Here is a 21,061-nt window from a genome sequence, read left to right on the forward strand (position 1 = left end):
GCTAGCGCTCCTTTTTGAAATGATCGTAGCCGGCTTCCGGCACAGGGATCGGCGCGCCGGCCTCATCGAGAAACAGCACCCCCTCGCCGCGCGTCAGCGAACCGATGCGTGAGACTTCCGTGCGCGAGGCTTTCGCCGCGACGGTCACTGACCGGCGCAGCGCCGGCGGCGCTGCGAAAAGTATTTCATAGTCGTCGCCAAAGCTGGCGAGCTTGGCGAGCGCCTTCCAACGGTTGTCCTGCGCCGCGACCCACGCCGCTGCGCCCGGCGAGCGCGGCGCCGCCACCGCGTCGATTTCCGCGCGCAAGCCGGAGGCGCGCGCCAGATGGCCTGCGTCGGCGATAAGCCCGTCGGAAACGTCGATCGCCGCCGTCGCGAGCCCGGCCAGCGCGCCGCCAAGCACAAGACGCGGCTCCGGCAGGCGATAACGGCCGGTGAGCGACGCCTTGTCCACGGTCGTGAACTTGAACTCCTTGCGGATCGCCGCAAGACCGAGCCCCGCATCGCCGATTGTTCCGGACACGTACAAATCATCGCCTAGCGATGCGCCAGAGCGCGAAACCACGCCCTGCTTCGGCGGCGTTCCGAAAAAAGTCGCCGACAAGGTCAGCGGTCCGGCTTTCGCGCGATGCGCCGTCGTGTCGCCGCCATAAAGCGAAATACGGTATTTTTGCTGATCTTCGGCAAGACCGCGGGCGAAGAGTTCGATATCCTCGCGCTTTACATTCTGCGGCCAGACGCAGCCGAGAAAATAACCGACCGGCTTCGCGCCCTTCGCCGCCAGGTCCGACAAATTGACGCGAATGAGCTTTCTCGCCACCAGATCGAGCGGATCTTTCGGCAGGAAATGCACGCCCGCCACCATGAGATCCTTGGTGACGACGAAATTCTGCGATTCAATCAGCGCCGCGTCGTCAGAAAGATTAAACGCCCCGGGCGCCGACGCCGTCAGAGGCGCAAAAACCTCACGGATAATGTCAAATTCGTTCATGCGCCCTTCGCGAGGACCCTTGCCCGTTTAAACCGTCAATTCGTCGCTGCGCGCTTCCTTCGCCGCCGCATCGAGAACCGCGTTGATAAAGCCTGGCTCGTCGCCGTCGAAAAAGGCGCGCGCCACATCCACATATTCGTTGATTACAACCTTATAGGGAACATCCGGCCGGCGGATCATCTCATAAAGCCCGGCGCGCAAGATCGCGCGCACGGTCGCATCGAGACGCGACAGGCGCCAGCCTTCGGTAAGCTGGCGTTGAAGGTAAGGATCGAGCTTCGATTGCGTCTCCACGGCGCCGCGCAGAATATCGGCGAAAAACGCCGCATCCGCCGCATGAAGTTTTTCACCTTCGATCTCCTGACCGAGGCGGAAGTCCTTGAATTCGCGGATTGTCGCCTCGACACCCTGGCCGCCCTTTTCCATCTGGTAAAGCGCCTGCACGGCGGCGAGCCGTGCGGCGGAGCGCGGCGGCGCGCCTTCGCGGTGTTTGTCCTTGTTCGCGGTCATGACCATCGCGCCCATCCGGGCTCTCGCCTATCCTTCTTCGCGCTCGCCTTCTTCCATGCCGCCAAGAAATTCGCCGAAGTCCTTCGCCTCACGGAAGTTTTTGTAGACGGACGCATAGCGCACATAAGCGACGTCATCGAGCTTGGCGAGCCCTTCCATCACCATCTCGCCAATCAATTTCGACTCAATCTCGCTTTCGCCTGTGGCTTCGAGCCGCCGGACGATCCCTGAGACCATCTGCTCCACCCGCTCCGGGTCGAAATCGCGTTTTCTAAGGGCGACCATGATCGAGCGCATCAGCTTGTCGCGGTCGAAGGGCGCGCGCTTGCCGGTGTTCTTGATGACGACGAGTTCGCGCAGCTGCACCCGCTCAAAGGTCGTGAAGCGCCCGCCGCAGGCCGAACATTCCCGGCGCCGGCGCACCGAGGCGCCGTCCTCTGCGGGACGGGAATCCTTCACCTGGGTGTCGTCGCTGCCGCAAAACGGACATCGCATAGGCTGGCCTCCGGCATTTCAGCCCAGCGTTTCTACGCGAGTCAGCCGTAAATGGGAAACCGGGCCGTCAGCGCCTCGACGCGGGCCCGGACGGCTTTTTCCACAGCCGGATCGGCCTCGCCCTTGGCGGCGAGCGCATCCAGCACTTCCGCCATCATCGCCCCGACTTCCCGGAACTCAGCCACGCCGAAGCCGCGGGTGGTGCCGGCCGGAGTGCCGATGCGGATGCCCGACGTGACGGTGAATTTCTCCGGATCGTTGGGAACGCCGTTCTTGTTGCAGGTGATGCCGGCGTTCTCGAGGCTGTGTTCGGCGGCGTTGCCTTTAACCCCTTTGGTGCTGAGATCGATCAGCGCCAGATGACTGTCCGTGCCGCCGGAGACCACCGCATAGCCCGCATCGACCAGCGTCGCGGCCAGCGCCTGGGCGTTGTCGACGACGGCTTGCGCATAAGTCTTGAATTCCGGGCGCAGCGCTTCGCCAAAGGCGACCGCCTTGGCGGCGACGATATGCATCAGGGGACCGCCCTGAATGCCCGGGAACAGCGCAGACCGGATCTTCTTGGCGAGATCGGGATCATTAGTCAGCACCATGCCGCCGCGCGGGCCGCGCAACGTCTTGTGCGTCGTCGTAGTGACGACATGGGCGTGCTCAAGCGGGTTCGGATAGACGCCGCCAGCGACGAGACCGGCGAAATGCGCCATGTCGACCATGAAGATCGCCCCGACGCTGTCGGCGATTTCCCGGAAGCGCTTAAAGTCGATGATCCGCGAATAGGCGCTGCCGCCCGCCACAATCACCTTGGGTTTGTGCTCTTTGGCGAGGCTTTCGACCTGATCGAAGTCGATTCGGTGGTCGTCGTCGCGCACGCCGTAAGGGACGGCGTTGAACCATTTGCCGGACTGGTTCGCCGCGCCGCCATGGGTGAGGTGGCCCCCGGCGGCGAGATCCATGCCGAGAAACGTGTCGCCCGGCTTCATGCAGGCCATGAAAACGCACTGATTGGCCTGGCTGCCGGAATGGGGCTGAACGATCGCCTCGGCGCAATTGAAGAGCTCTTTCGCCCTGGCGATGGCGATCTCTTCGACCTCGTCGACTTGGTCGCAACCGCCGTAATAGCGCCGCCCCGGATAGCCTTCCGCATATTTGTTGGTGAGAACCGATCCCGCCGCCTCAAGCACCGCCTTGGAGACGATGTTTTCCGAGGCGATCAGCTCGATCTGGTGCTGCTGACGGGCGAGTTCGCCTTTAACCCATCCAAAGACCTCCTCATCCTGGCTGGCGAGGGAATCGGTAAAGAACCCCTCCGGCAGCTTGTAGGAAGATTCTGTCGTTTCAGTGACGAGTTTACTTGCGCTCATTCGGCCGGCTCCTAACAGCGTGCGGGCCCCGACGACGAGGCCCTCTAAAACTGCGGCGACATATAAGGGGGGCTGGCCCCAGCGGCAATGCCGGCCCGGAAAATCCGCATAATCAAGCCATTACCGGTCGCCGCAATGATTAGAAAGAATGATAACATGATTAGATGCAATGTTAGTCTTTCCTCATTTGGGGATAGGCTTGATTTCGCTCATAGAGGACTATTTTCACAGTCATTATGCTCGTTAACTTGCCATAGATGACAAGAGCAGCTACCGCCTAGGTGGGCTGTTGCCCAAGCGTGACAGTTGTTGCGTATTTTAAGATCCGCGGACCTCCGGGAAGGCAAGGGACAGCGAGAACGCTGTCGTCGGATAGTTCGCACTGGAGAAGACTAGAATGGCCACCAAAAAGACGGATTCCGTTGACCAGATCAGCGCAATCCACCTGGCGAGTGATATCGTCGCCGCCTATGTCGGAAACAACTCTGTTAAAGCCGACGAACTCCCGAACCTCCTTCATGATGTGTACAGCGCCGTAAACGGCCTCGCCGAGGAAGGCGCTGCATTTGTCGCCAACCGCGAGCCGGCCGTGCCGATCAACAAATCGGTGACGCCGGATTTCATCATCTGTCTGGAGGATGGTAAAAAGCTGAAAATGCTGAAGCGCTATCTGCGCACGCATTACAATCTGTCCCCGGAAGAATATCGTCGAAAATGGGGACTGCCGGCGGATTACCCGATGACAGCGCCAAATTACGCCAAGTCGCGTTCACGGCTCGCGAAAGACATCGGGCTCGGCACGACGGCGACGTCCAAGAAGCGCAAAACGGCGAAACGCAAAACAAGCCGCAAAAAAGCTTAACGACGTCAATCTTTTCGCGCGTGACGGCACGCGGCGGCGCAGGAAACGCCGCCGTGCGCGAGTGCGTGCGCCCGATAGCCACCATTTAAGGACTGGCGCGGCCCGACCGGACCGCATCGTCCGTAAAGAGTCCAATTTCAGCAAAAATTTTTGTGAATTTTATCGGGCGGCCCCTGCCCCGTTATTAACCCGCGCAGTCTTGAAGCGGGACGCATGCTGTCCCCTTCTGGAACGAGGCCCGCCGGCGCGCAACGCCCCGAAGGCCGATGCGGGTCCGCGCCGGCGCAGCGCGCCCTTGGGCAAGCGCGGTCGCATGTCTTGATATTGGTGGACAATTGCGGATTTCGGGGCCGGAAACGATCCTTTCGACACGCTCTTTGATGGCCGTTTTCCCCGCCGGGCAGGCGCGCGCGCCAAGCGTCGCATATAGATACAATTGTTGCTTATTCAGAAAGCGGAAACCGTATTTTTTCACGAATAATCAACCGCTTATAGAAGCTTTTACCCTGCTGTTTAGGCGTTTTTTAAAGACGCGCCCCTAGTCTGCGTCAACAACATAGTTGCGTTTTTAGGGGTTATAGAGCTCATGTCTGTCGTTGCTGACAACGCCGCGTCACCGGGAAAGTCCGATGCCTATGTCATCGGACCGGACGGCACGCCGCTCACCTTGCAGGACTTGCCGCCGCCAACCACCAAGCGTTGGGTGATCCGCCGCAAGGCCGAAGTCGTCGCCGCCGTGCGCGGCGGTCTGTTGACGCTTGAAGAAGCGTGCAACCGCTACACGCTGACGGTCGAAGAATTTCTCTCCTGGCAGAAAGCGATCGATCATCACGGTCTGCCGGGCCTGCGCGCGACGCGCGTTCAGCAATACCGTTAATCCTCCCGCCACTTTCGGTTTTCGAAGCCCGCCGGCGCCCTCTTCCGGCGGGTTTTTCTTTGCGCTTAAGGGGCTTTCAGCCTGAGATTTCAACAGGCGCCGCGCCCCCTTGGAACAGCCCCCTCCCTCGCGCTATGGTTCATGGCTCAGTAACCATTCCGGGCCTTTTCGCCCCAGTAACCCGCCGGTAGCGCGCCCATGATGAAATTCATCGCCTCAGACGTTGAAACGGCGAAGGCGAAGGCGCGCCGGGCTCTGGGGGGCAAGACGGTGGTCATTTCCGTGCGTGACCTGCCGAGCGGCGATGTTGAGGTGACGGCGTCGGACAAGCCCGCGCCGGCGGCGCCGGAACCGGCCCCGAAAGCGCAGTTCGCGGGCGCGGCGCGCGACGCGGTCGACGAAGGCCCGTTCAAGATGGGCGCGGGCGCGCGGCTCAACGAAAACATCGAGTCGAAGTTCTCCGCCGACGCGCTCGCAAAGCTGTCCAGCAGGCTCACCGGCGGCAAAGGCCAGCGCGCCCTCGACATGAGCGACGCCACCGTGCGCGCCATGGCGGAGATCCTGGCGCCGCACGGCATCGGCGAAGCCCTCCTCGCGGCGCTGATCGACGGCGCGCGCAAATCGCAGATCGACGAGGACCTCTACCGGCTCGAAACCGCGTTCGCGGAAGCCTTCACCTATGCGCCGCTGTCTTTCTCGCCGACGACGCCGATCATGCTGATGGGCCCGACCGGGGCGGGCAAGACCTCGACCGCGGCGAAGCTCGCCGCAGCCGTGCAGGGCGGCGGCGCGAAGGCCAGCATCATCACCGCCGATGTGGGCCGCGCCGGCGCCATCGACCAGATCCGCGCCTATGGAGAAGCGCTGGGCGCCGATTATTTCATCGCCGAATCGCCGCTCGACGTGGCGCAGATCATCAAGTCGAACCGCCTCGGCGGCGCGGTGGTTTTCGACACGCCCGGCGTCAGCCCGTACGATTCCGGCGACATCGCGGCGCTGCGCTCTTACCGCGAAGCGGCGGACGCAGAGCCCGTGCTCGTCCTTCCGGCCGGCGGCGACGCCGACGAATATGTGGACTGGGCGACCGCGTTCCGCGAGATCGGCGTCAAACGCTGCATCCTGACGAAATTCGACGCCACCAAACGCGTCGGCGCGGGACTGCGCGCGGCCTTCGAGACCGGGCTTGCGCTGGCGCATTTTTCCGAAACCCCGTTCATTTCCGAAGGGCTTTTGACGGCGAGCCCCGATTTTCTCGCGCGGCGCCTGATCGCGAGCCGGCCGGGACAGATCGGGTAAAGACCGCGTCGCGTCTTCGTCTCTCCCATCCCCCGTGAAACAATTTGCGCAAAACCGATTTTCCTTTTCTTTTAAACGGCGTCTTCCCTGGCTTAGAGCCGAATTTGGCGCCATTTGCGGTAATTGTTCCACGCGGTGCTTTTTCATTTTTTCCGCCATCTATCCTTCTTCGAATCCCCGCGCTTTAAGCGTGGGGTCTATTTCCATACGCGTATCACCGCCGAAGAGGCGGAATGGACGCCACGGTTAAACCGTGGCGAGTCGCAAGAAGAGAGTTCGGCCTTTCTTTCGTGAGTTCTGCGAAAATGCTTCCAGTCCTCACCCGCCTCGGCACGCATCATACCCCCGCCGGAAAACCCGTGGATAGTTATCCCCGTCTTTTATTTCCGTGCTATCATGAACGGCGCCCGCCTGCCCGATCCGCAAAGAGCCGGGGCGCAAAGAAAAAGCGGGCCTTTAAAAGGCCCGCCAATTATGACTCAACTGTTTTTCTTCTTGATACGAATGAAATAGCTACGCAACCCATGCATCCGCACATGGGCAAGCGCGTATTACGGTTTGCCGAGCAAGGCAACCGGATCGACGGCGTCGCTTTGCCGGCGGATTTCGAAATGCAGCTGCGGCGTCGTCACCGCGCCGGTCTGGCCGACTTTCGCGATCACCTGGCCTTTCCTGACCTGATCGCCCTTTTTGACCAGCATGGCGTCGTTATGGGCGTAGGCGGTGACGTAGCCGTCCTGATGTTTGACGAGCAGGAGATTGCCGAAGCCTTCAAGCTCCGAACCGCGATAGACCACCTGTCCGGCGGCGGCGGCGCGCACAGGCGCGCCCACCGGCGCGGCGATGTTCACGCCGTCATTGCGCCGGCCGAGATTGCCGGCGCCGAATTCGGAAATGACGGCGCCGTGCAGCGGCCAGTCGAACATCGATTTGGCGGAAGCCGGCTCCGGCTTCGTATAGGAAACCGTGCGCGCGATTTCGGCGACGTCTTCGGATTGCGGCGTTTCAGCAGCTTTCTTCTGCGCCGGCGCTTTTTGAGCCGTCAGCAGCGGTTTCGCACCCGTCGGCGCCTGCGGGATCAAAAGCCGCTGGCCGATGTCGAGCGTATAAGGCGCGGCGATATTGTTGGCGGACGCGATATTCGCCGCCGGCACGCCCGAGCGGCGCGAAATCGAATACAGCGTATCGCCGGCGCGCACGGTGTAAAGCTCGTCCTTGGCCACGACCACGCGATGAGAAGCGCGATTGTGCGACGGCGCATCCGTTCTGAGCGCGACGGCGCCGTCCGGCAGTTTCAACGCCTGCCCGACTTTCAGCGTGTAGGGTTTTTTAAGATCGTTTTCGTCGATCACCGCCGCAGGGCTCACATTGAACTTGCGCGCGATGGCGTAGACCGTGTCGCCGCGCTGAACCTCGATATAGCCCTTGGCTCTATGAAGATGCGCTGGCGGCGTTGAAGAGACGGATGCTTTTTGCGCGCGGGCGCGCTCTTCATCGTCGAGATAGACCGCGGACAAGGGCGCCAGCTTCACCGGCTCGACCTCGGCGGAAGAGCGCGCTTTGAATTCAGGCTGGCGGTAAACCGGCGCCTGCGCAGTTTGCGCGCGGCGCGCCTGTTGCTCGCGGCGAATGTCGTCCGGCGAGTGATAGACGCGGGTCTGGCGCGAAGGATCGGAGCCGTAAACGACCGGCGCATGATTGTGAGAGCCGCAGGCCGTAACCGCCAGCACCGAAACCGTCGCCATCGCCCAACGCATGCGTCTCATCGCCCCTCCTAACGCAAGAAAAACCGCAGAAAACCCGCGTAATCTTATCCGCCGATTCGAGAGGACGTTTGCTTTCTTTGGTTAACGAATCGTTAAGAAACGCCGCGCGGCTTAAGACTTCCGTCAGGATTTTTCCCCGCGCCTAAACGGAGTTTTCGGCGAGCGTCTTTTCGAGCGCCTTGCGCGCCGTGAAATCGGTGAGCGAAAGATGCAGGGGCGTGATGGAAATCCGCCCGTCATAAATCGCCCTGAGATCGGTTCCCTTAGCCGGATCGGACAGCGCGCCCGTATAGCCGTACCAGTAATAGGTCCCGCCCCGGAGGTCCTTGCGCTCTTCGGCGAAGAGCTGGACCGCGTCGCGATGGCCCTGCTCGGTCGCCTCGATTCCGGCGACATCGTCGGGCGCCCGGTCGGGGAAATTGACGTTCATGACCACATTGTCCGGCCAGCCGGCCTCGAGCAGCAGTTTCACGACTTTCGCGCCATGCGCCTCCGGCGTCTCCCAGCGCGCCTCGTCGCGCGCAAGCCGCGACAGGGAAAGCGCAATCGACTTGACGCCCATGGCCATGCCCTGAAAGGCGCCGGCGATGGTGCCTGAGACGGTGACGTCCTCGGCGAGGTTCTGGCCGTTATTGACGCCGGAAAGAATGAGGTCGGGCTTTTCGCCGCCGAGCACTTTCTGAATGCCCATCAACACGGCATCGCTCGGCGTGCCCGTCACCGCGAAACGGCGCTCGTCATATTGGCGGATGCGGACAGGATGCGCGAGGGTGAGCGCGCGCGCCGCCCCGGACTGCTCCTCCTGCGGGGCGCAGACCCAGACGTCGTCACTGATCTCGCGGGCGATTTTGACGAGGCTCTCAAGTCCCCGCGCATAAACGCCGTCGTCATTGGTGCAAAGTATCCGCATCTCTACCTACTCTTTCACGCTGTCTGCGGTTTCCTGCTTATCGCGCAGAAACTTCCAGGCGAAAAGCCACCACAGCGCCGCCCAGGCCGCGCCGAGCGCCCAGCCAGCGATCACGTCCGTCGGCCAGTGGACGCCGAGATAAACCCGGCTGGCGCCGACCATCATGGTCACGAGCACGGCGTAAAGCATGATGAGGGCGCGCTCGCGCTTTCTTTTGTGAAACCGCGCGAGCAGCGCGCCCAGCGTCAGATAGATGACGGCGGAGAGCATGGCGTGGCCGCTCGGGAAGCTCAGCGAATGAACCTCCGCCAGCTGCGGCACCAGTTCCGGGCGCGGACGGCCGAAACCGATCTTGAGGGTTTCGCTCAGGATCATGCCGCTCGCCGAGGCGCCGGCGACGGTGACGGCGTTTTTCCATTTGCCCTGAATGAGAAGATAGATGACGACGCTGAGGACGAGCAGCGTCAGGACGACAAAGCCGCCAAGGCTCGTAATGTCGCTCATGGCGAGTTCGAGCCAGCCCGGGCCGATAAGCTGAGAAGGATCGTCGGGCGCGCGCAGCGCCAGCAGGATCGTTTCATCGAAAACGTGGGTTTCGCCTTCCACCGTTTCCTCGGCGACGCCGGCGAAGGCCAGAAGCCCAAGCGCGGCGACGGCAAGGGCGATCGCCGCGCCGATCTCCGCCCGGGCCCGGTCGAGCATTGCGCGCACGAGAGGATGGTCTTTCAGAACCTTTACTTCCGGAAGCTTTATTTGAGCGCTCCTAAAAAACCGCAGACTTTTCTTTTTGGCGCCAGCCGCCCGTCACGCTTTCATTCCCTCTCCCCTTTGGGGAGAGGGTTAGGGTGAGGGGGAGCAAAGTTTGCAGTAAAATCAGCATCCTTCCCCCTCACCCGCAATCGCTGACGCAATTGCGACCTCTCCCCAAAGGGGAGAGGTGACAAACGGCGCGAGCGTCACTTCAGCGCCTCGATCTTTTCCGCCCCGCCCATATAGGGTTTCAATGCGTCCGGCACCGTGACGGAGCCGTCCGCCTCCTGATAATTTTCCAAGATCGCGACAAGGGTCCTCCCCACCGCGAGGCCGGAGCCGTTCAGCGTGTGGACGGGCGCGATTTTTTTCTTTTCGCCCGCGACTCGGTAGCGGGCGTTCATGCGCCGCGCCTGGAAGTCGCCGCAGTTCGAACAGGACGAAATCTCGCGATATTCCCCCTGCCCCGGCAGCCAGACTTCGAGGTCGTAGGTCTTCTGCGCCGAGAACCCCATGTCGCCGGTGGAGAGCACCATGGTGCGGAAAGGCAGTTCGAGCCGCTTCAAGACTTCCTCGGCGCAGGAGACCATGCGTTCGTGTTCGTCTTTTGATTTGTCCGGCGTCGTGACGGAAACAAGTTCGACTTTCGAAAACTGGTGCAGGCGGATCATGCCGCGCGTGTCGCGCCCGGCCGAGCCCGCCTCGGAGCGGAAACACGGCGTCCAGGCGGTGAAGCGCAAGGGCAGTTCTTCCTCGGAAAGAATGTCGCCGGCGACGATATTGGTCAACGAGACTTCCGCCGTGGGGATGAGCCAAAAATCTGCTAGTTTTTCTTCTTTTAGTGCAGTTCTTATTATCTCAAAAAGTGATCTGAATCGGCTGGTGTCGTGCCCTAAAATTTCTTGTTGTCGCCTTATATGAGAAAGAGTTTCCGCCAGTTCAGATGTCAGAGCATCACGAGCTTGCAAACCTCGCTCTAGTTTTATCCGATTTTTTAAATATATAACCTTATCTTCTAAGGATTCTACGAACTGTGTTCGCTCCTGAACCGCATCCCTCGCCTCTTGAACTGCTTCTTCGATACTCTCATGAAGTCCCGCAGTGTTGCGAATACCAAACAAGTCATCAATGAATTTCGGCAATTGCCCCGTGCCGTAAAGCGCATCGTCGCGCACCAATAAGGGCGGCGCGCATTCCGTATAGCCGAACTCGCCGGTATGAAGATCGAGCATAAAGGACGCGATGGCGCGTTCGAGCCGCGCAAGCTGGCCCTTCAGCAGAACGAAACGCGCGCCCGACATTTTCGCCGCGGTCTCGAAATCCATCTGGCCGAGCGCCTCGCCGATGTCGTAATGCTCCTTGGCGTCATTGAGGCGCTTGGGCTCGCCCCATTTCCGCACCTCGACATTCGCCGTCTCGTCCGCGCCTTCGGGAACGTCTTCGGCGGGCAGGTTCGGCAGGCCGGAGAGAATCTCGCGGATCGCATCCTGCTTTTTCTTCTGCTCGGCTTCCGCCACCGGCATCTGCTGTTTGATGCTTTCCACTTCCTCGCGCAGGCGGTTGAATTCGGCTTCGTCGCCTTTCGCCTTGGCCTGGCCGATCAGCTTGGAAGAGGCGTTGCGCTTTTCCTGCAGCTCGTTGAGGGTGACGGTGCATTTGCGCGCCTCTTCGTCGAGGGCGAGGATTTCGCCGGAACGGGGCTCAAGCCCCCGGCGGGCGAGGCCGGCGTCGAACGCGTCCGGATTGTCGCGGATATAACGGATGTCGAACATGGGGCCGGGGTTTAGCCTGCCCGTCGCAACGGGTCTAGAGCGAGGCGTTCTCCTCCCCCGTTTACGGGGGAGGTGTCAGACCGGATAAAATCCGGGATGACGGAGGGGGCTGAAATATCGCCCCCATCCCCGGCTTCGCCGGTACTTCCCCCGTGCGCGAAGGCGCACAAATTAAAATTTCGCGCCATTCGGCGCGGGGCGGGGGAAGAGAAGAAGATGTCAGGCCGAGCCTTCCTCCGGCTCTTCCTGCGCCTCTTTCGCCTTCTTCTCCGCAAGGCGCACGGAAAGGACCGAAATCTCGTAAAGTCCGATGACGCAGGCGCCGAGGATGAGCTGGCTGATCGGGTCCGGCGGGGTCAGGAAGGCCGCGATGATGAAGATCACGACAATGGCGACGCGCCGATTGCGCACCAGGAACTGCGAGGTGATGAGCCCGGTGCGCGCCAGCAGGGTCAAAAAGACCGGAAGCTGGAAGGCGAAGCCGAACGCCATGATCAGCGTCGTCATCAAGGAGAGATAGTCCCCCACCCGGGTCAGGAGCTCGATGGCGACGCCGCCGGTCTCCGCCGGGTTCTGCTCCATCCCCACCGCAAAGCGCATGACGAAGGGCATCAGCACGAAATAGACGAGCGCCGCCCCCGCCGTGAACAAAACCGGCATGGCGAGGAGAAAAGGAAACGCCGCCGCCCGCTCGCGCCGGTAAAGCCCGGGGGCGACGAATTTATAAATCTCGTAAGCGACCACCGGAAAGGCGAGCGCAATGCCGCCGAGCGCCGCCAGCTTCACCCGCGTGAAGAAGAATTCGAGCGGCGCGAAATAGAGTTTCGGCTCGACCCCGGCGGCGGTCACCGCGCGCTCGAACGGGACGACGAGAAAATCGTAAAGCGGGATGGAAAAAGCGAAGCAGACCGCAAAGCAGCCCGCGAAGGCGACGGCCGACACGATGAGGCGCGAGCGCAACTCGACCAGATGGTCGAGCAAGGGCGCCGACGAAGCCTTCAGCTCATCCTCTTCGGAGAGCTCTTCTTCCTTCCCCGTCTCGCTCATGATTTCGTAGTTTCGCTCTCGCCCTTGACGGCGTCGGGGGCGGATTGGTCTTCAGCCGGTTCGGCTCTTTCCGATTGGTTTGGCGCCGGTTCATCCTCGCCGGATTGAGCCGGCGCGGGGCCGGTTTCCGGTTTCGGCGTTTCGCGCACAGCCTTGTCGATCTCGCGCGCCTCGTCGCGGATCTCCTTGTCAATCGGGGCGACGCTCTCCTCGACGGCGCGTTTGGCTTCGGCGACCGGATTGTTCTTTTTCAGATCGTCGATTTCCTTCCTGAGATCCTCCATCTCCGCCTCGCGCGCCATCTGGTCGAAGGCGGCGGTGAACTCGCCCGCCAGACTGCGCGCTTTCGCAACGAGCCGGCCGGCGGAGCGCATCAGCCGCGGCAGGTCCTTCGGACCGACCACGATCAGCGCCACCACGGCGACGAGCACCAGCTCGAAAAACCCGAATTGCGGCAGGAGGTTCATGCAGCGGTTCCAGAAACGGCTCGCGGCCGGAATAGAGACATCGTTTTCGCCCTCTCACCGCTCATTCCCGCGAAGGCGGGAATCCATGTCTCGATCTATGCTGGATCCCCGCCTGCGCGGGGATGAGCGGGACAAGAGCCTTGCGCCAAGGGGGCTACGCCTTGTCCTTTTCCTTGGCCGGCGTCACGTCCACCGCATTGTCGCTCTGGTCATCGAGGGACTTGTCGTCTTCCTGAAGGCCTTTGCGGAAAGACTTAATGCCCTTGGCGAAGTCGCCCATGATCGCCGAAATCTTGCCGCCGCCGCCAAACAGCAGCAGCGCCAGCAGAAGGATGATGACGATCTGCCAGGGTCCGATTGCACCCATTATCCTGCGCCTCTCAACTTGAATTGCGGCCTATAGGTAATGCGTGAGGGGGGAGGACGCAAACCCAAAGCGGCGCGCATTTTATGCGTCTGCGGCTTTGTCTTCCGGGCCTTCCCCGCCCTCGACGGCCTCTTCTGCGCCATCCGCCTCGCCGTCTTCGAGGAAATCCTGCGCAAATTCGCCGGATTCCTCCTCTTCGTCCGTCTCCTCGTCGTCGCCGTCGGCGGGCGTCGGCACGGAAAATCCGGGCGGCAGGCGGGCGTCGAGGAGCCCTGCGGCCTTCAAATCGGCGAGCCCCGGCAGATCCTGGACGCTCTCCAGCCCGAAATGCTCGAGGAAATCCTCCGTGGTCCCGTATAGCGTCGGCCGGCCCGGGACGTCCCGGCGCTTGCCGCGCATTTTCACCCAGCCGATTTCGAGGAGCTGGTCGAGAGAGCCCTTGGCGACCTGGACGCCGCGCACGTCCTCGATATCGGCGCGGGTGCAGGGCTGGTGATAGGCGATGATCGCCAGCGTCTCGAGCGCCGCCCGGGAGAGCTTGCGCTGCGTGACCTTTTCCTTCTGGAGCACATGGGCGACGCCGGGCGCGGTGACGAAACGCCATTTCCTGTCGATCTTCTTCAGCGTGATCCCGCGGTTTTCGTAGTCCTCGGCGACGGCGGCGACGAGCTCGGCGACACGCGCGCCGACGGGCAGCCGGTCGGCGATCGACTTTTCGTCGAGGGGCTCGGCGGCGGCGAACAACAGCGCCTCCACCATGCGCTTGTGCTCGGCGAGATCCTCCTCGCTCCATTCGACTACCGGTTCAGACTCGGGCTCAGACTCCGATTCCGGGGCGACAGCTTCGCCTTCAGCCTCTACGGAGTCTTCGGCGTCAGCCTCAGCCTCGACTTCCGTCTCTTCGGCCTGTTGCGCCTCGGCTTCGTCGTCTTCGTGTTTTTCTGCGTCGTCGGTCACGGTTTCGCTTTCGCCTTCCTCATGCATCAGCTCTTCCGACAATTCCTCGGCGAGCGCTTCCTGCGTCTCGCGCGCATCCATGCTTTTAAAATTGCGGCCTGCATCGTCGGTCATTGCGACCCGTCTCCTTCATCCGTCGCGACAGGGCCGCCTTCTTCGGCGTCTTCGGGACGGGCCTTGATGTAAATCGGTTCAAAATGGCTGACCTGACGCAAATGAATGCGCCCGGCCTTAGCAAATTCCAGCGCCGCGTTAAACGAGCTCGCCAGAACGGAAACGCCTGGCGCCTGCGCCTCATAGGTTTTCGTCAGCGTACTGAGCTCGGTCCATTCGGGGATCGAGCCAAGAATGCGCTCAAGGCGCGCCCGCGCCGCCTCGATGGAAAACACCGCCGGCGGTTCGATATGGTAGTCGCGGTCCACCGCGGCGATGCGCTGGGTCGCGTAGGCCTTTAAAAGATCGAGGAGGTCCGCCTGCCAGTCGGGCTTGTGCGTGACCCGCACGCCTTCCGGCGCGCCGCGCGGGAAGAAGTCGATCCCCTCCTGCGGCAGGGCCTGCAGATCGTCCACCGCCTTGCGCATGGCCTCGAGCCGTTGCAACTGGAAGGCCAGCCGCGCGGCCATTTCATCCGCAGTCGGCTCGTCGCCATCGTCCTCAACGGCGGGCAGCAGCATCTTGGATTTCAAAAACGCCAGCCATGACGCCATGACGAGATAGTCGGCGGCGAGCTCAAGATTGCGCTCCTTCGCGGCCTCGACGAATTGCAGATACTGGTCGACGAGCGCGACCATGGAAATCTTGCGGATGTCGACTTTCTGATGGCGCGCCAGATCGAGCAGCACGTCGAGCGGGCCTTCATAGCCCTCGATATTCACCACCAGCGCGTCGATGGCCTCGTCGGTCGTCGTCACGCGCACGGGCTCATCGAACGCGTCAGCGTTCTCAGCGCCGTTTTCAGGCTCTGCCTCGTTCACCGGGGCCGCCATTTGGGGAATATGTTCGCCATCCGCCATCAGATCACCTTAGGGCCGATTCTGGCCGCATCCTATCGGCTTTCCCGCCCTCTGTTGAAAACTAAGCCAGAGCCGGCTTGATCAGCCCGTTGAGGCGCTCGTAGAGCTCGCTGGTATCGCCCCTTTCGGGCGCGCGCAAGTCGGCCATGGCGGCTTTCGCGCGGTCCGCCGCGGCGCCCTCAAGATTGCGCAGCGCGCCCGCGCTTTCCGTCTTTTCGGCCATCGTAAAATTGCAGGCGAGCGCAATGTCGCAGCCGGCGTCATAGGCGCCCGCGACGCGATCCGGAATGGCGCCGCCCAGCGCCTTCATCTTGAGATCGTCCGTGAACAAAAGACCGTCGAAGCCGATCTCGCCGCGAATGACGTCCTGCACGATCACCGGCGACAGGGTCGCCGGGTGCGCCGCATCATAGGCCTCGTAAACGATATGCGCGGTCATGCCCATTTTTTCGTCGCGCAAGGATTTGAAGGGTTCGAAATCGCAGGATTGCAAGTCCCGCTTTTTCGCCGAGACGCGCGGCAGGGCGTGATGGGAATCGCACAGCGACCGGCCGTGCCCCGGCAGGTGCTTGATCACGGGCAGCGCCCCGCCCTCTTTCAGCCCTTCGATGGTCGCATGGCCAAGATTGGCGATGATGTCCGGCCATTTCGCATAGGCCCTGTCGCCGATCACTTGCGGGTCGGCGTCGATCTGCGGCACGTCGAGCATGGGAACGCAGTTCACGGTGACGCCAAGGTCGGAGACGAGACGGCCCAGGAGATAGCCATTGAGCTTCGCGGCCTCATGCGCCTTTTTCGGATCGAGCTTCCAGAGTTCGCCGAAAACCGTCGGCGCGGGATGGGCCGGAAAGACCGGCGGCTTCATCCGCGCGACGCGCCCGCCCTCCTGATCGATCAGGATCGGCGCATCTTCGCGCCCGACGCAGTCGCGCAACTCGTCGCAATGGGCGCGGACCTCGTCGGCGCTTTCGCAATGGCGCGCGAAGAGGATGAACCCCCAAGGGTCGACATCCTTAAAGAAAGCCCGCTCCTCGTCAGAGAGGCGCGGGCCTTCGCAATCGAAAACAACAGCTGTGGGCATGACACTATATTACCTGCCGCTCACCCCGGCGCAGGCCGGGGGCTCCCGCCATGTGGCACTAGATCCCGGCTTTCGCCGGGATGAGCGGATATTTTTAAAGCCCCTTCACGAGACAGTCCTGTCCGCGGTCCTTCAGCCCGGCGCAATAAGTCTTGGCGTCGTCTGAGGACGAGAACGGTCCGACGCGCAGACGATAATAAACGCCGCGGTCGCCGAGATCGGCCCGCTCCACATCCGGGCCTTTTCCGGAAAGATAATCGCCGAGTTTCGTCTCCATGCGGCCCCATTGCGACATGGCTTCATCATTGGAACGGAAGGCGCCGACCTGCACCACATGCGTGCCCGAAGCGGCGTCTACCGCACCCGCCGACCCCGAGCTTGAGGACGACGCGCTTGTCGAAGCCGGCGCCGGTTTCACGCTCACAGTCGCAGGCCCCGTATCGACAGGCTCTTGCGCCGCCGGTTCGTTGTCGAGCACTTCGGCGTCCTGCGCTTCGAGATCGGCGAGACGGTCTTCGACCTCGTCATTCATGCCGGCGGCGGCCTCTTCCGCCTCGGCCGAAAGCGCGCCGATCGCATCTTCCGGGGAGCGGTCGACGGGCTCTTCGGGCCCTTCGGCGAGCGTCGTCACCGGCTCGCCTTCTTCGCCGTCGAGCGCGTCATAGACTTCGCGGTCCTCGGCGACGGGCGTTCCGTCCTCGGCGGTCTCGATCTTGATGGGATCGGGATCGGCGGCGACATAGGGCGTTTCAACGGCGCCGCCGTCGCGGCCGACCTTCATGCCCTGCTTGTAGGCGATCCACACGACCGACACGAACGCGCCGATCATGACGATGCCCATGATCAGGACAGCGAAACCCGACAGTCCGCGATCGTCTTCTTCATCGTCGAACTCGTCATATTCCTGATAGTCTTCTTCGTAAGCTTCGTCTTGTGCTGCGTTCGCCATGTCTAAAACCGCTCCTTCGAAAGCGCTTCAAAAAGTCCGCGCCCGATCTTCTCCCCAAGGCCGCTGCGTGGGGGACCGCTGATTAGGGGCCGCCTCACCCCCGCATCAACCCCATGCTTCAGAGGCCTTTCAAATATCCTTTCAGCCAAACGCCCTAAAGGCGCCGAATCGCCGTTCCGCGTCATTCTAGCATTGGAAGACGCGAACTCAGAGCGTTAGCCGTCAAATTCGACGCCAAAAAGGCGCCGGTATTCCCGGACGGCGTAGCGGTCGGTCATGCCGGCGATATAGTCGCAGACCGCCCGGGCGCGCCGCGCCTCGCTTCCGCCCTCATACCGCTCGCGCCATTCCGGCGGCAACGTCTCCGGTTCGGTAAAGAATAAGTCGAACAAAGATTTAATGATTCTCTTGGCCTGGCTGCGGGCGCGATTGACCTTGTAATGACGGTACATGTTCTCGTGCAGAAAGGCGCGCAGGCCCGACAGATCCGCCTCGACGCTTGTGGAAAACGCGCACAGCGCCGCCGGGGCGCGGCGCACCGCATCGGCGTCCTGCGGATTGACCGCGACAAGCCGCCCTTTCGTTTCGGCGAGGACGTCCTCGACCATGGCGCCGATGAGATCGGACACCGCTTCGGCGATGAGGATGTCCCGCGGCGCGTCCGGCCAGCGCATTTGCGCGGAAACGATCGCCGGGCCCACAAGCGGAACGGCCCGCGCCTCGTCAAAGCTGAACAGCCCGGCCCTGAGGCCGTCATCGACATCGTGATTGTTATAGGCGATGTCATCGGCGATGGCGGCGACCTGCGCTTCGAGCGACGGAAAGGTGTCGAGCCAGAGATCGTGGTTTTGCGCATATTCGACGATGGCGGCGGGCAGCGGCTCTTTCTTTTCCGCCAGGGGCCCGGTCAGCGGGCCGTTATGTTTGACGACGCCTTCCAGCATCTCCCAGGTGAGGTTGAGCCCCTCGAAATCCGCGTGCCGGCGCTCAAGCTTGGTCAGGAGCCTTAGGGTCTGGGCGTTGTGGTCGAAGCCGTTGTAATCCGCCATGCATTCGACCAGCACATCCTCGCCCGTATGGCCGAAAGGCGGATGGCCGAGATCGTGGGCGAGCGCCAGGCCTTCGGCGAGGTCTTCGTCGAGCTTTAAAGCTCGGGCGAGCGTGCGGGCGATCTGGGCAACTTCGAGGGAATGGGTGAGTCGCGTGCGGTAATGATCGCCCTCATGGGAGATGAAAACCTGCGTCTTGTGCTTTAAGCGCCGGAAAGCGACGGCGTGGATCACCCGGTCGCGGTCACGCTGGAAGGGCGTGCGAACCGCGCTTTCATGTTCGGGATGCAGCCGGCCCCTGGTTTGCTCAGCCCGGGCCGCATAGGGCGCGAGCGGCGCCGGGAAGGCCATGGGCGCAGATGCGCCGCCATAGGCCGATTCCGGCATGTCTTCAGGGACTTGGCCTTGCAACCTCATAGGACATCTTTACTCCGCCGCATCCGTCTCGTCATCCTGCGAAGGCGTGATCCGGCCTTTGTGTTTCGCTGGATTGCTCCTTCTCGGCTTGGGATGCAACTCCACCAGCCGCAGCGCCCCGGCCAGCATCAGGATGGAAAAGGGCAGCATCAGGAACCAGCCGATCCGCTGCATGGACGGCTCGAGCGCGCCGCTCTGGAATGTCTGCAGCGCAATCCTTAAAAACAGAACAAAAAGAACGACGAAGATGACTTCGGCGATGGTCTGTTTGAGCTGGCCGATCTGCTCCACATGCATCCATTCGGGCAGGCCGAGATCGCGGGAATTGAACTCCGGCCGGATGAAAAGCCCGTAAACCCCGTAGGCGAAAAACAAAAGAACGACGCCGATCAGGAAATTGTCGAGCGCCACCATGAGGCTGATGACCGTCGCCTCGTCCGCCGGCAGCCCCTCCACAGGCTTCGTCGGAGACGGATCGAACTGATGCTCGAAGGCGGAATAGGTGTTTTCCGCGCCGAGATAGAACATGATCAGCGCGCCGCCGAGGGAGGCAATCACGGCCACCAGGGTGAACAGCCGCGTCGTCCAGAAAAAAAGCTTCTCAAGTCTGTTGAAGGTCATGATTTCCCGCCATTTCCGCCCTTCATTGCGGTGAGTCGCTCCCAAAAAGCCGCCGCTTTCCCGAAATTAACCGCTTTCGGGCGAGATGGGGGCGGTTTTTCCCGCCCGCAAGCCGGAGCGAAGCCCTCGAAATCCGGCCCCGGACCCCTTATGTTGGGCGAAGACGCAGGAGAAGAGACCCGAGTTCATGTCTGTCGCAGAAGCCTCCCCGGTCACCGTATCCGAACGCGCCGCCAAGCGCATCGCCGCGATCCTCTCGAAAGAGCCGGAGGGCGCCATGCTGCGCGTCGCGGTCGAGGGCGGCGGCTGTTCCGGCTTCCAGTACAAATTCGACATCGTCACGGAGCGCGAGGATGACGATCTCGTCCTCGACGCGAACGGTTATTCCGTGCTGGTCGATTCCGTCTCGGTCGACTACATGGCCGGCTCGGTGATCGACTTTTCCGACGAGCTCATCGGCGCGGCCTTCAAGATCGAAAACCCGAACGCCACAGCGGCTTGCGGCTGCGGGACGAGTTTTTCGCTTTGAGGGCCAGATGATGAATTACACATTCAAAGTCATTCGACGCACTGAAGGCTATGATGAGCATACTGTGACAATTGACGCGCCATCACGGACTGAAGCGAAAAAGCTGATTGAAAATGGCGAAGGTGTATATGAATCTCTAGATCGTGATGAGCTTGATAAAATAAAGATAACAGACATCATCAATGCACAGCCCGTCGAATGAAACTTGGATTTGAAGAAGCTCAAGCTTCTTACAGCAGCCAATCTCAAAATGCGCGCGCACTCACTGAGTACTGGGCTTCCAACACATTATTTTGCCCTGCATGCGGCTGTGAAAAGTTAAATAAATTCAAAAATAACAACCCTGCGGCTGATTTTTTTTGCCCAACATGCAACTAAGAATTTGAACTGAAAAGCCAAAAGAAAAAATTCGGCAAAAAAGTTCTGGATGGGGCATATGACACATTAACCCGCCGTCTCAACGCTTCGAATAATCCAAATTTTGCATTTTTAAGCTACGATCCGGATAGTTTATCGGTAACTAATTTATTCATGGTGCCGAAGCATTTCTTTACGCCCAGAATAATAGAACGTCGCAAACCTCTTGCGTCAACGGCAAGGCGAGCAGGTTGGGTGGGCTGCAATATTTTATTGGACAAGGTACCAGAAGCTGGAAAAATTTTCGTCGTCAAGGATAGCAGGGTTGCAGAAAAAGAAACTGTTACAAGCCAGTGGCATAAGACAGCATTTCTGCGTAACGAAGCCATTCCATCTCGTGGATGGCTGCTTGACGTAATGAGGTACACCGAAAAACTAAACAAGCACTCTTTTACTTTGGCGGAAATGTATGAGTTCGAAGAGGAACTGCAAAGATTATATCCAAATAACAAAAATATACGCCCTAAAATCAGACAACAGTTACAACGTTTACGCGACAATGGGTATTTGGCTTTTCTGGGGAACGGAAAATATGAAATCATACGCAACTAAATAAG

23 protein-coding genes and 1 pseudogene are annotated in these 21,061 nt (G+C 61.1%); 7 read left to right on the forward strand and 17 right to left on the reverse strand.

From position 1 onward, the window contains the following. Window position 1: 1 nt before the first annotated feature. Genes thiL through glyA form a run of 4 tightly spaced genes read right to left on the reverse strand, consistent with a single transcriptional unit; the run spans window position 2 to window position 3,357 of the window. Window positions 2-991 (reverse strand): thiamine-phosphate kinase, encoded by a 990-nt coding sequence (thiL, locus tag CW354_RS17200; protein ID WP_104831315.1) that lies wholly within the window; start codon window positions 989-991, stop codon window positions 2-4. Between the two features lie 27 nt (window positions 992-1,018). After that, window positions 1,019-1,501, reverse strand: coding sequence for a transcription antitermination factor NusB (nusB, locus tag CW354_RS17205; RefSeq protein WP_104831803.1), 483 nt, complete (start codon window positions 1,499-1,501; stop codon window positions 1,019-1,021). 27 nt (window positions 1,502-1,528) lie between these two features. Next, window positions 1,529-1,996: a transcriptional regulator NrdR gene (gene nrdR, locus CW354_RS17210; protein WP_104831316.1), complete on the reverse strand. Its 468-nt coding sequence runs from the start codon at window positions 1,994-1,996 to the stop codon at window positions 1,529-1,531. Window positions 1,997-2,037: 41 nt separating this feature from the next. Beyond that, window positions 2,038-3,357, reverse strand: a complete 1,320-nt coding sequence (gene glyA / locus CW354_RS17215) for a serine hydroxymethyltransferase (protein ID WP_104831317.1) — start codon at window positions 3,355-3,357, stop codon at window positions 2,038-2,040. A 397-nt stretch (window positions 3,358-3,754) separates the two neighbouring features. Between glyA and CW354_RS17220 the strand changes: the two genes are divergently transcribed. The 3 genes from CW354_RS17220 to CW354_RS17235 all read left to right on the forward strand — a co-directional run bounded on the left by CW354_RS17220 (window position 3,755) and on the right by CW354_RS17235 (window position 6,392). Next, a complete protein-coding gene (locus CW354_RS17220; protein ID WP_104831318.1) occupies window positions 3,755-4,219 on the forward strand; it encodes a Ros/MucR family transcriptional regulator in 465 nt (154 codons plus the stop codon). A 586-nt stretch (window positions 4,220-4,805) separates the two neighbouring features. Further along, the gene (gene sciP / locus CW354_RS17230; RefSeq protein ID WP_104831320.1) at window positions 4,806-5,096 is read left to right on the forward strand and encodes a CtrA inhibitor SciP; all 291 of its coding nucleotides are present in this window, start codon (window positions 4,806-4,808) and stop codon (window positions 5,094-5,096) included. Between the two features lie 198 nt (window positions 5,097-5,294). Beyond that, complete coding sequence (locus CW354_RS17235; protein ID WP_104831321.1) at window positions 5,295-6,392, forward strand: flagellar biosynthesis protein FlhF; 1,098 nt, start codon at window positions 5,295-5,297, stop codon at window positions 6,390-6,392. A 551-nt stretch (window positions 6,393-6,943) separates the two neighbouring features. On the opposite strand, the gene CW354_RS17240 is transcribed toward CW354_RS17235, so the two are convergent. The 13 genes from CW354_RS17240 to CW354_RS17300 all read right to left on the reverse strand — a co-directional run bounded on the left by CW354_RS17240 (window position 6,944) and on the right by CW354_RS17300 (window position 19,558). After that, a complete protein-coding gene (locus tag CW354_RS17240; protein ID WP_104831322.1) occupies window positions 6,944-8,158 on the reverse strand; it encodes a LysM peptidoglycan-binding domain-containing M23 family metallopeptidase in 1,215 nt (404 codons plus the stop codon). A 142-nt stretch (window positions 8,159-8,300) separates the two neighbouring features. Next, window positions 8,301-9,068 (reverse strand): 5'/3'-nucleotidase SurE, encoded by a 768-nt coding sequence (surE, locus tag CW354_RS17245; protein WP_104831323.1) that lies wholly within the window; start codon window positions 9,066-9,068, stop codon window positions 8,301-8,303. A gap of 6 nt (window positions 9,069-9,074) precedes the next feature. Next, a complete protein-coding gene (locus CW354_RS17250; RefSeq protein ID WP_104831324.1) occupies window positions 9,075-9,770 on the reverse strand; it encodes a phosphatase PAP2 family protein in 696 nt (231 codons plus the stop codon). A 254-nt stretch (window positions 9,771-10,024) separates the two neighbouring features. After that, window positions 10,025-11,590, reverse strand: coding sequence for a serine--tRNA ligase (gene serS, locus CW354_RS17255; protein WP_104831325.1), 1,566 nt, complete (start codon window positions 11,588-11,590; stop codon window positions 10,025-10,027). 219 nt (window positions 11,591-11,809) lie between these two features. After that, window positions 11,810-12,637: a twin-arginine translocase subunit TatC gene (gene tatC / locus CW354_RS17260; protein ID WP_104831326.1), complete on the reverse strand. Its 828-nt coding sequence runs from the start codon at window positions 12,635-12,637 to the stop codon at window positions 11,810-11,812. Further along, window positions 12,634-13,104, reverse strand: a complete 471-nt coding sequence (gene tatB / locus CW354_RS17265; protein WP_104831327.1) for a Sec-independent protein translocase protein TatB — start codon at window positions 13,102-13,104, stop codon at window positions 12,634-12,636. Before tatB ends, tatC begins: the two co-directional genes overlap by 4 nt. A gap of 154 nt (window positions 13,105-13,258) precedes the next feature. Further along, the gene (locus tag CW354_RS17270; RefSeq protein WP_104831328.1) at window positions 13,259-13,471 is read right to left on the reverse strand and encodes a twin-arginine translocase TatA/TatE family subunit; all 213 of its coding nucleotides are present in this window, start codon (window positions 13,469-13,471) and stop codon (window positions 13,259-13,261) included. A gap of 81 nt (window positions 13,472-13,552) precedes the next feature. Continuing rightward, window positions 13,553-14,542 (reverse strand): SMC-Scp complex subunit ScpB, encoded by a 990-nt coding sequence (gene scpB, locus CW354_RS17275; protein ID WP_207764885.1) that lies wholly within the window; start codon window positions 14,540-14,542, stop codon window positions 13,553-13,555. Next, window positions 14,539-15,441, reverse strand: coding sequence for a segregation and condensation protein A (locus CW354_RS17280; RefSeq protein ID WP_207764886.1), 903 nt, complete (start codon window positions 15,439-15,441; stop codon window positions 14,539-14,541). Before CW354_RS17280 ends, scpB begins: the two co-directional genes overlap by 4 nt. A 61-nt stretch (window positions 15,442-15,502) precedes the next feature. Next, window positions 15,503-16,522 (reverse strand): beta-N-acetylhexosaminidase, encoded by a 1,020-nt coding sequence (nagZ, locus tag CW354_RS17285; RefSeq protein WP_104831329.1) that lies wholly within the window; start codon window positions 16,520-16,522, stop codon window positions 15,503-15,505. Window positions 16,523-16,616: 94 nt separating this feature from the next. Beyond that, window positions 16,617-17,471 carry an SPOR domain-containing protein gene (locus CW354_RS17290; protein WP_104831330.1) on the reverse strand — a complete coding sequence of 285 codons (855 nt, stop codon included), beginning with the start codon at window positions 17,469-17,471 and terminating at the stop codon, window positions 16,617-16,619. 215 nt (window positions 17,472-17,686) lie between these two features. Then, entirely contained in the window at window positions 17,687-18,871 is a 1,185-nt protein-coding gene (locus tag CW354_RS17295) for a deoxyguanosinetriphosphate triphosphohydrolase (protein WP_423793549.1), read from the reverse strand. A 75-nt stretch (window positions 18,872-18,946) separates the two neighbouring features. Beyond that, window positions 18,947-19,558 carry a YqhA family protein gene (locus CW354_RS17300; protein ID WP_133162357.1) on the reverse strand — a complete coding sequence of 204 codons (612 nt, stop codon included), beginning with the start codon at window positions 19,556-19,558 and terminating at the stop codon, window positions 18,947-18,949. A gap of 187 nt (window positions 19,559-19,745) precedes the next feature. On the opposite strand from CW354_RS17300, the gene erpA reads away from it, so the two are divergent. The 4 genes and pseudogenes from erpA (at window position 19,746) to CW354_RS23865 (ending at window position 21,056) form a co-directional block, all read left to right on the forward strand. Next, window positions 19,746-20,087, forward strand: a complete 342-nt coding sequence (erpA, locus tag CW354_RS17305) for an iron-sulfur cluster insertion protein ErpA (protein WP_104831333.1) — start codon at window positions 19,746-19,748, stop codon at window positions 20,085-20,087. A gap of 7 nt (window positions 20,088-20,094) precedes the next feature. Next, a complete protein-coding gene (locus tag CW354_RS17310; RefSeq protein WP_104831334.1) occupies window positions 20,095-20,289 on the forward strand; it encodes a hypothetical protein in 195 nt (64 codons plus the stop codon). Beyond that, window positions 20,286-20,813 (forward strand): annotated as a pseudogene (locus CW354_RS23860) (DpnI domain-containing protein); the annotation flags it as partial. The gene CW354_RS17310 and the pseudogene CW354_RS23860, both read left to right, overlap by 4 nt. A gap of 36 nt (window positions 20,814-20,849) precedes the next feature. After that, window positions 20,850-21,056: a hypothetical protein gene (locus CW354_RS23865; protein WP_279303134.1), complete on the forward strand. Its 207-nt coding sequence runs from the start codon at window positions 20,850-20,852 to the stop codon at window positions 21,054-21,056. Window positions 21,057-21,061: the final 5 nt, after the last annotated feature.

The sequence above is a fragment of the Hyphococcus luteus genome, from assembly GCF_002943565.1.
Taxonomy (GTDB): domain Bacteria; phylum Pseudomonadota; class Alphaproteobacteria; order Caulobacterales; family Parvularculaceae; genus Hyphococcus; species Hyphococcus luteus.

What these genes read in the sequence shown, in the direction of transcription:
- CW354_RS17235 (WP_104831321.1), top strand. Translation starts at nt 5,295, where the DNA reads ATGATGAAATTCATCGCCTCAGACGTTGAAACGGCGAAGGCGAAGGCG.
- thiL (WP_104831315.1), bottom strand. Translation starts at nt 991, where the DNA reads ATGAACGAATTTGACATTATCCGTGAGGTTTTTGCGCCTCTGACGGCG.
- CW354_RS17270 (WP_104831328.1), bottom strand. Translation starts at nt 13,471, where the DNA reads ATGGGTGCAATCGGACCCTGGCAGATCGTCATCATCCTTCTGCTGGCG.
- tatB (WP_104831327.1), bottom strand. Translation starts at nt 13,104, where the DNA reads ATGAACCTCCTGCCGCAATTCGGGTTTTTCGAGCTGGTGCTCGTCGCC.
- scpB (WP_207764885.1), bottom strand. Translation starts at nt 14,542, where the DNA reads ATGACCGACGATGCAGGCCGCAATTTTAAAAGCATGGATGCGCGCGAG.
- CW354_RS17220 (WP_104831318.1), top strand. Translation starts at nt 3,755, where the DNA reads ATGGCCACCAAAAAGACGGATTCCGTTGACCAGATCAGCGCAATCCAC.
- tatC (WP_104831326.1), bottom strand. Translation starts at nt 12,637, where the DNA reads ATGAGCGAGACGGGGAAGGAAGAAGAGCTCTCCGAAGAGGATGAGCTG.
- glyA (WP_104831317.1), bottom strand. Translation starts at nt 3,357, where the DNA reads ATGAGCGCAAGTAAACTCGTCACTGAAACGACAGAATCTTCCTACAAG.
- erpA (WP_104831333.1), top strand. Translation starts at nt 19,746, where the DNA reads ATGTCTGTCGCAGAAGCCTCCCCGGTCACCGTATCCGAACGCGCCGCC.
- CW354_RS17300 (WP_133162357.1), bottom strand. Translation starts at nt 19,558, where the DNA reads ATGACCTTCAACAGACTTGAGAAGCTTTTTTTCTGGACGACGCGGCTG.
- nagZ (WP_104831329.1), bottom strand. Translation starts at nt 16,522, where the DNA reads ATGCCCACAGCTGTTGTTTTCGATTGCGAAGGCCCGCGCCTCTCTGAC.
- serS (WP_104831325.1), bottom strand. Translation starts at nt 11,590, where the DNA reads ATGTTCGACATCCGTTATATCCGCGACAATCCGGACGCGTTCGACGCC.
- surE (WP_104831323.1), bottom strand. Translation starts at nt 9,068, where the DNA reads ATGCGGATACTTTGCACCAATGACGACGGCGTTTATGCGCGGGGACTT.
- nrdR (WP_104831316.1), bottom strand. Translation starts at nt 1,996, where the DNA reads ATGCGATGTCCGTTTTGCGGCAGCGACGACACCCAGGTGAAGGATTCC.
- CW354_RS17290 (WP_104831330.1), bottom strand. Translation starts at nt 17,471, where the DNA reads ATGGCGAACGCAGCACAAGACGAAGCTTACGAAGAAGACTATCAGGAA.
- CW354_RS17280 (WP_207764886.1), bottom strand. Translation starts at nt 15,441, where the DNA reads ATGGCGGATGGCGAACATATTCCCCAAATGGCGGCCCCGGTGAACGAG.
- CW354_RS17250 (WP_104831324.1), bottom strand. Translation starts at nt 9,770, where the DNA reads ATGCTCGACCGGGCCCGGGCGGAGATCGGCGCGGCGATCGCCCTTGCC.
- CW354_RS17295 (WP_423793549.1), bottom strand. Translation starts at nt 18,871, where the DNA reads ATGGCCTTCCCGGCGCCGCTCGCGCCCTATGCGGCCCGGGCTGAGCAA.
- CW354_RS17240 (WP_104831322.1), bottom strand. Translation starts at nt 8,158, where the DNA reads ATGAGACGCATGCGTTGGGCGATGGCGACGGTTTCGGTGCTGGCGGTT.
- nusB (WP_104831803.1), bottom strand. Translation starts at nt 1,501, where the DNA reads ATGACCGCGAACAAGGACAAACACCGCGAAGGCGCGCCGCCGCGCTCC.
- CW354_RS17310 (WP_104831334.1), top strand. Translation starts at nt 20,095, where the DNA reads ATGATGAATTACACATTCAAAGTCATTCGACGCACTGAAGGCTATGAT.
- sciP (WP_104831320.1), top strand. Translation starts at nt 4,806, where the DNA reads ATGTCTGTCGTTGCTGACAACGCCGCGTCACCGGGAAAGTCCGATGCC.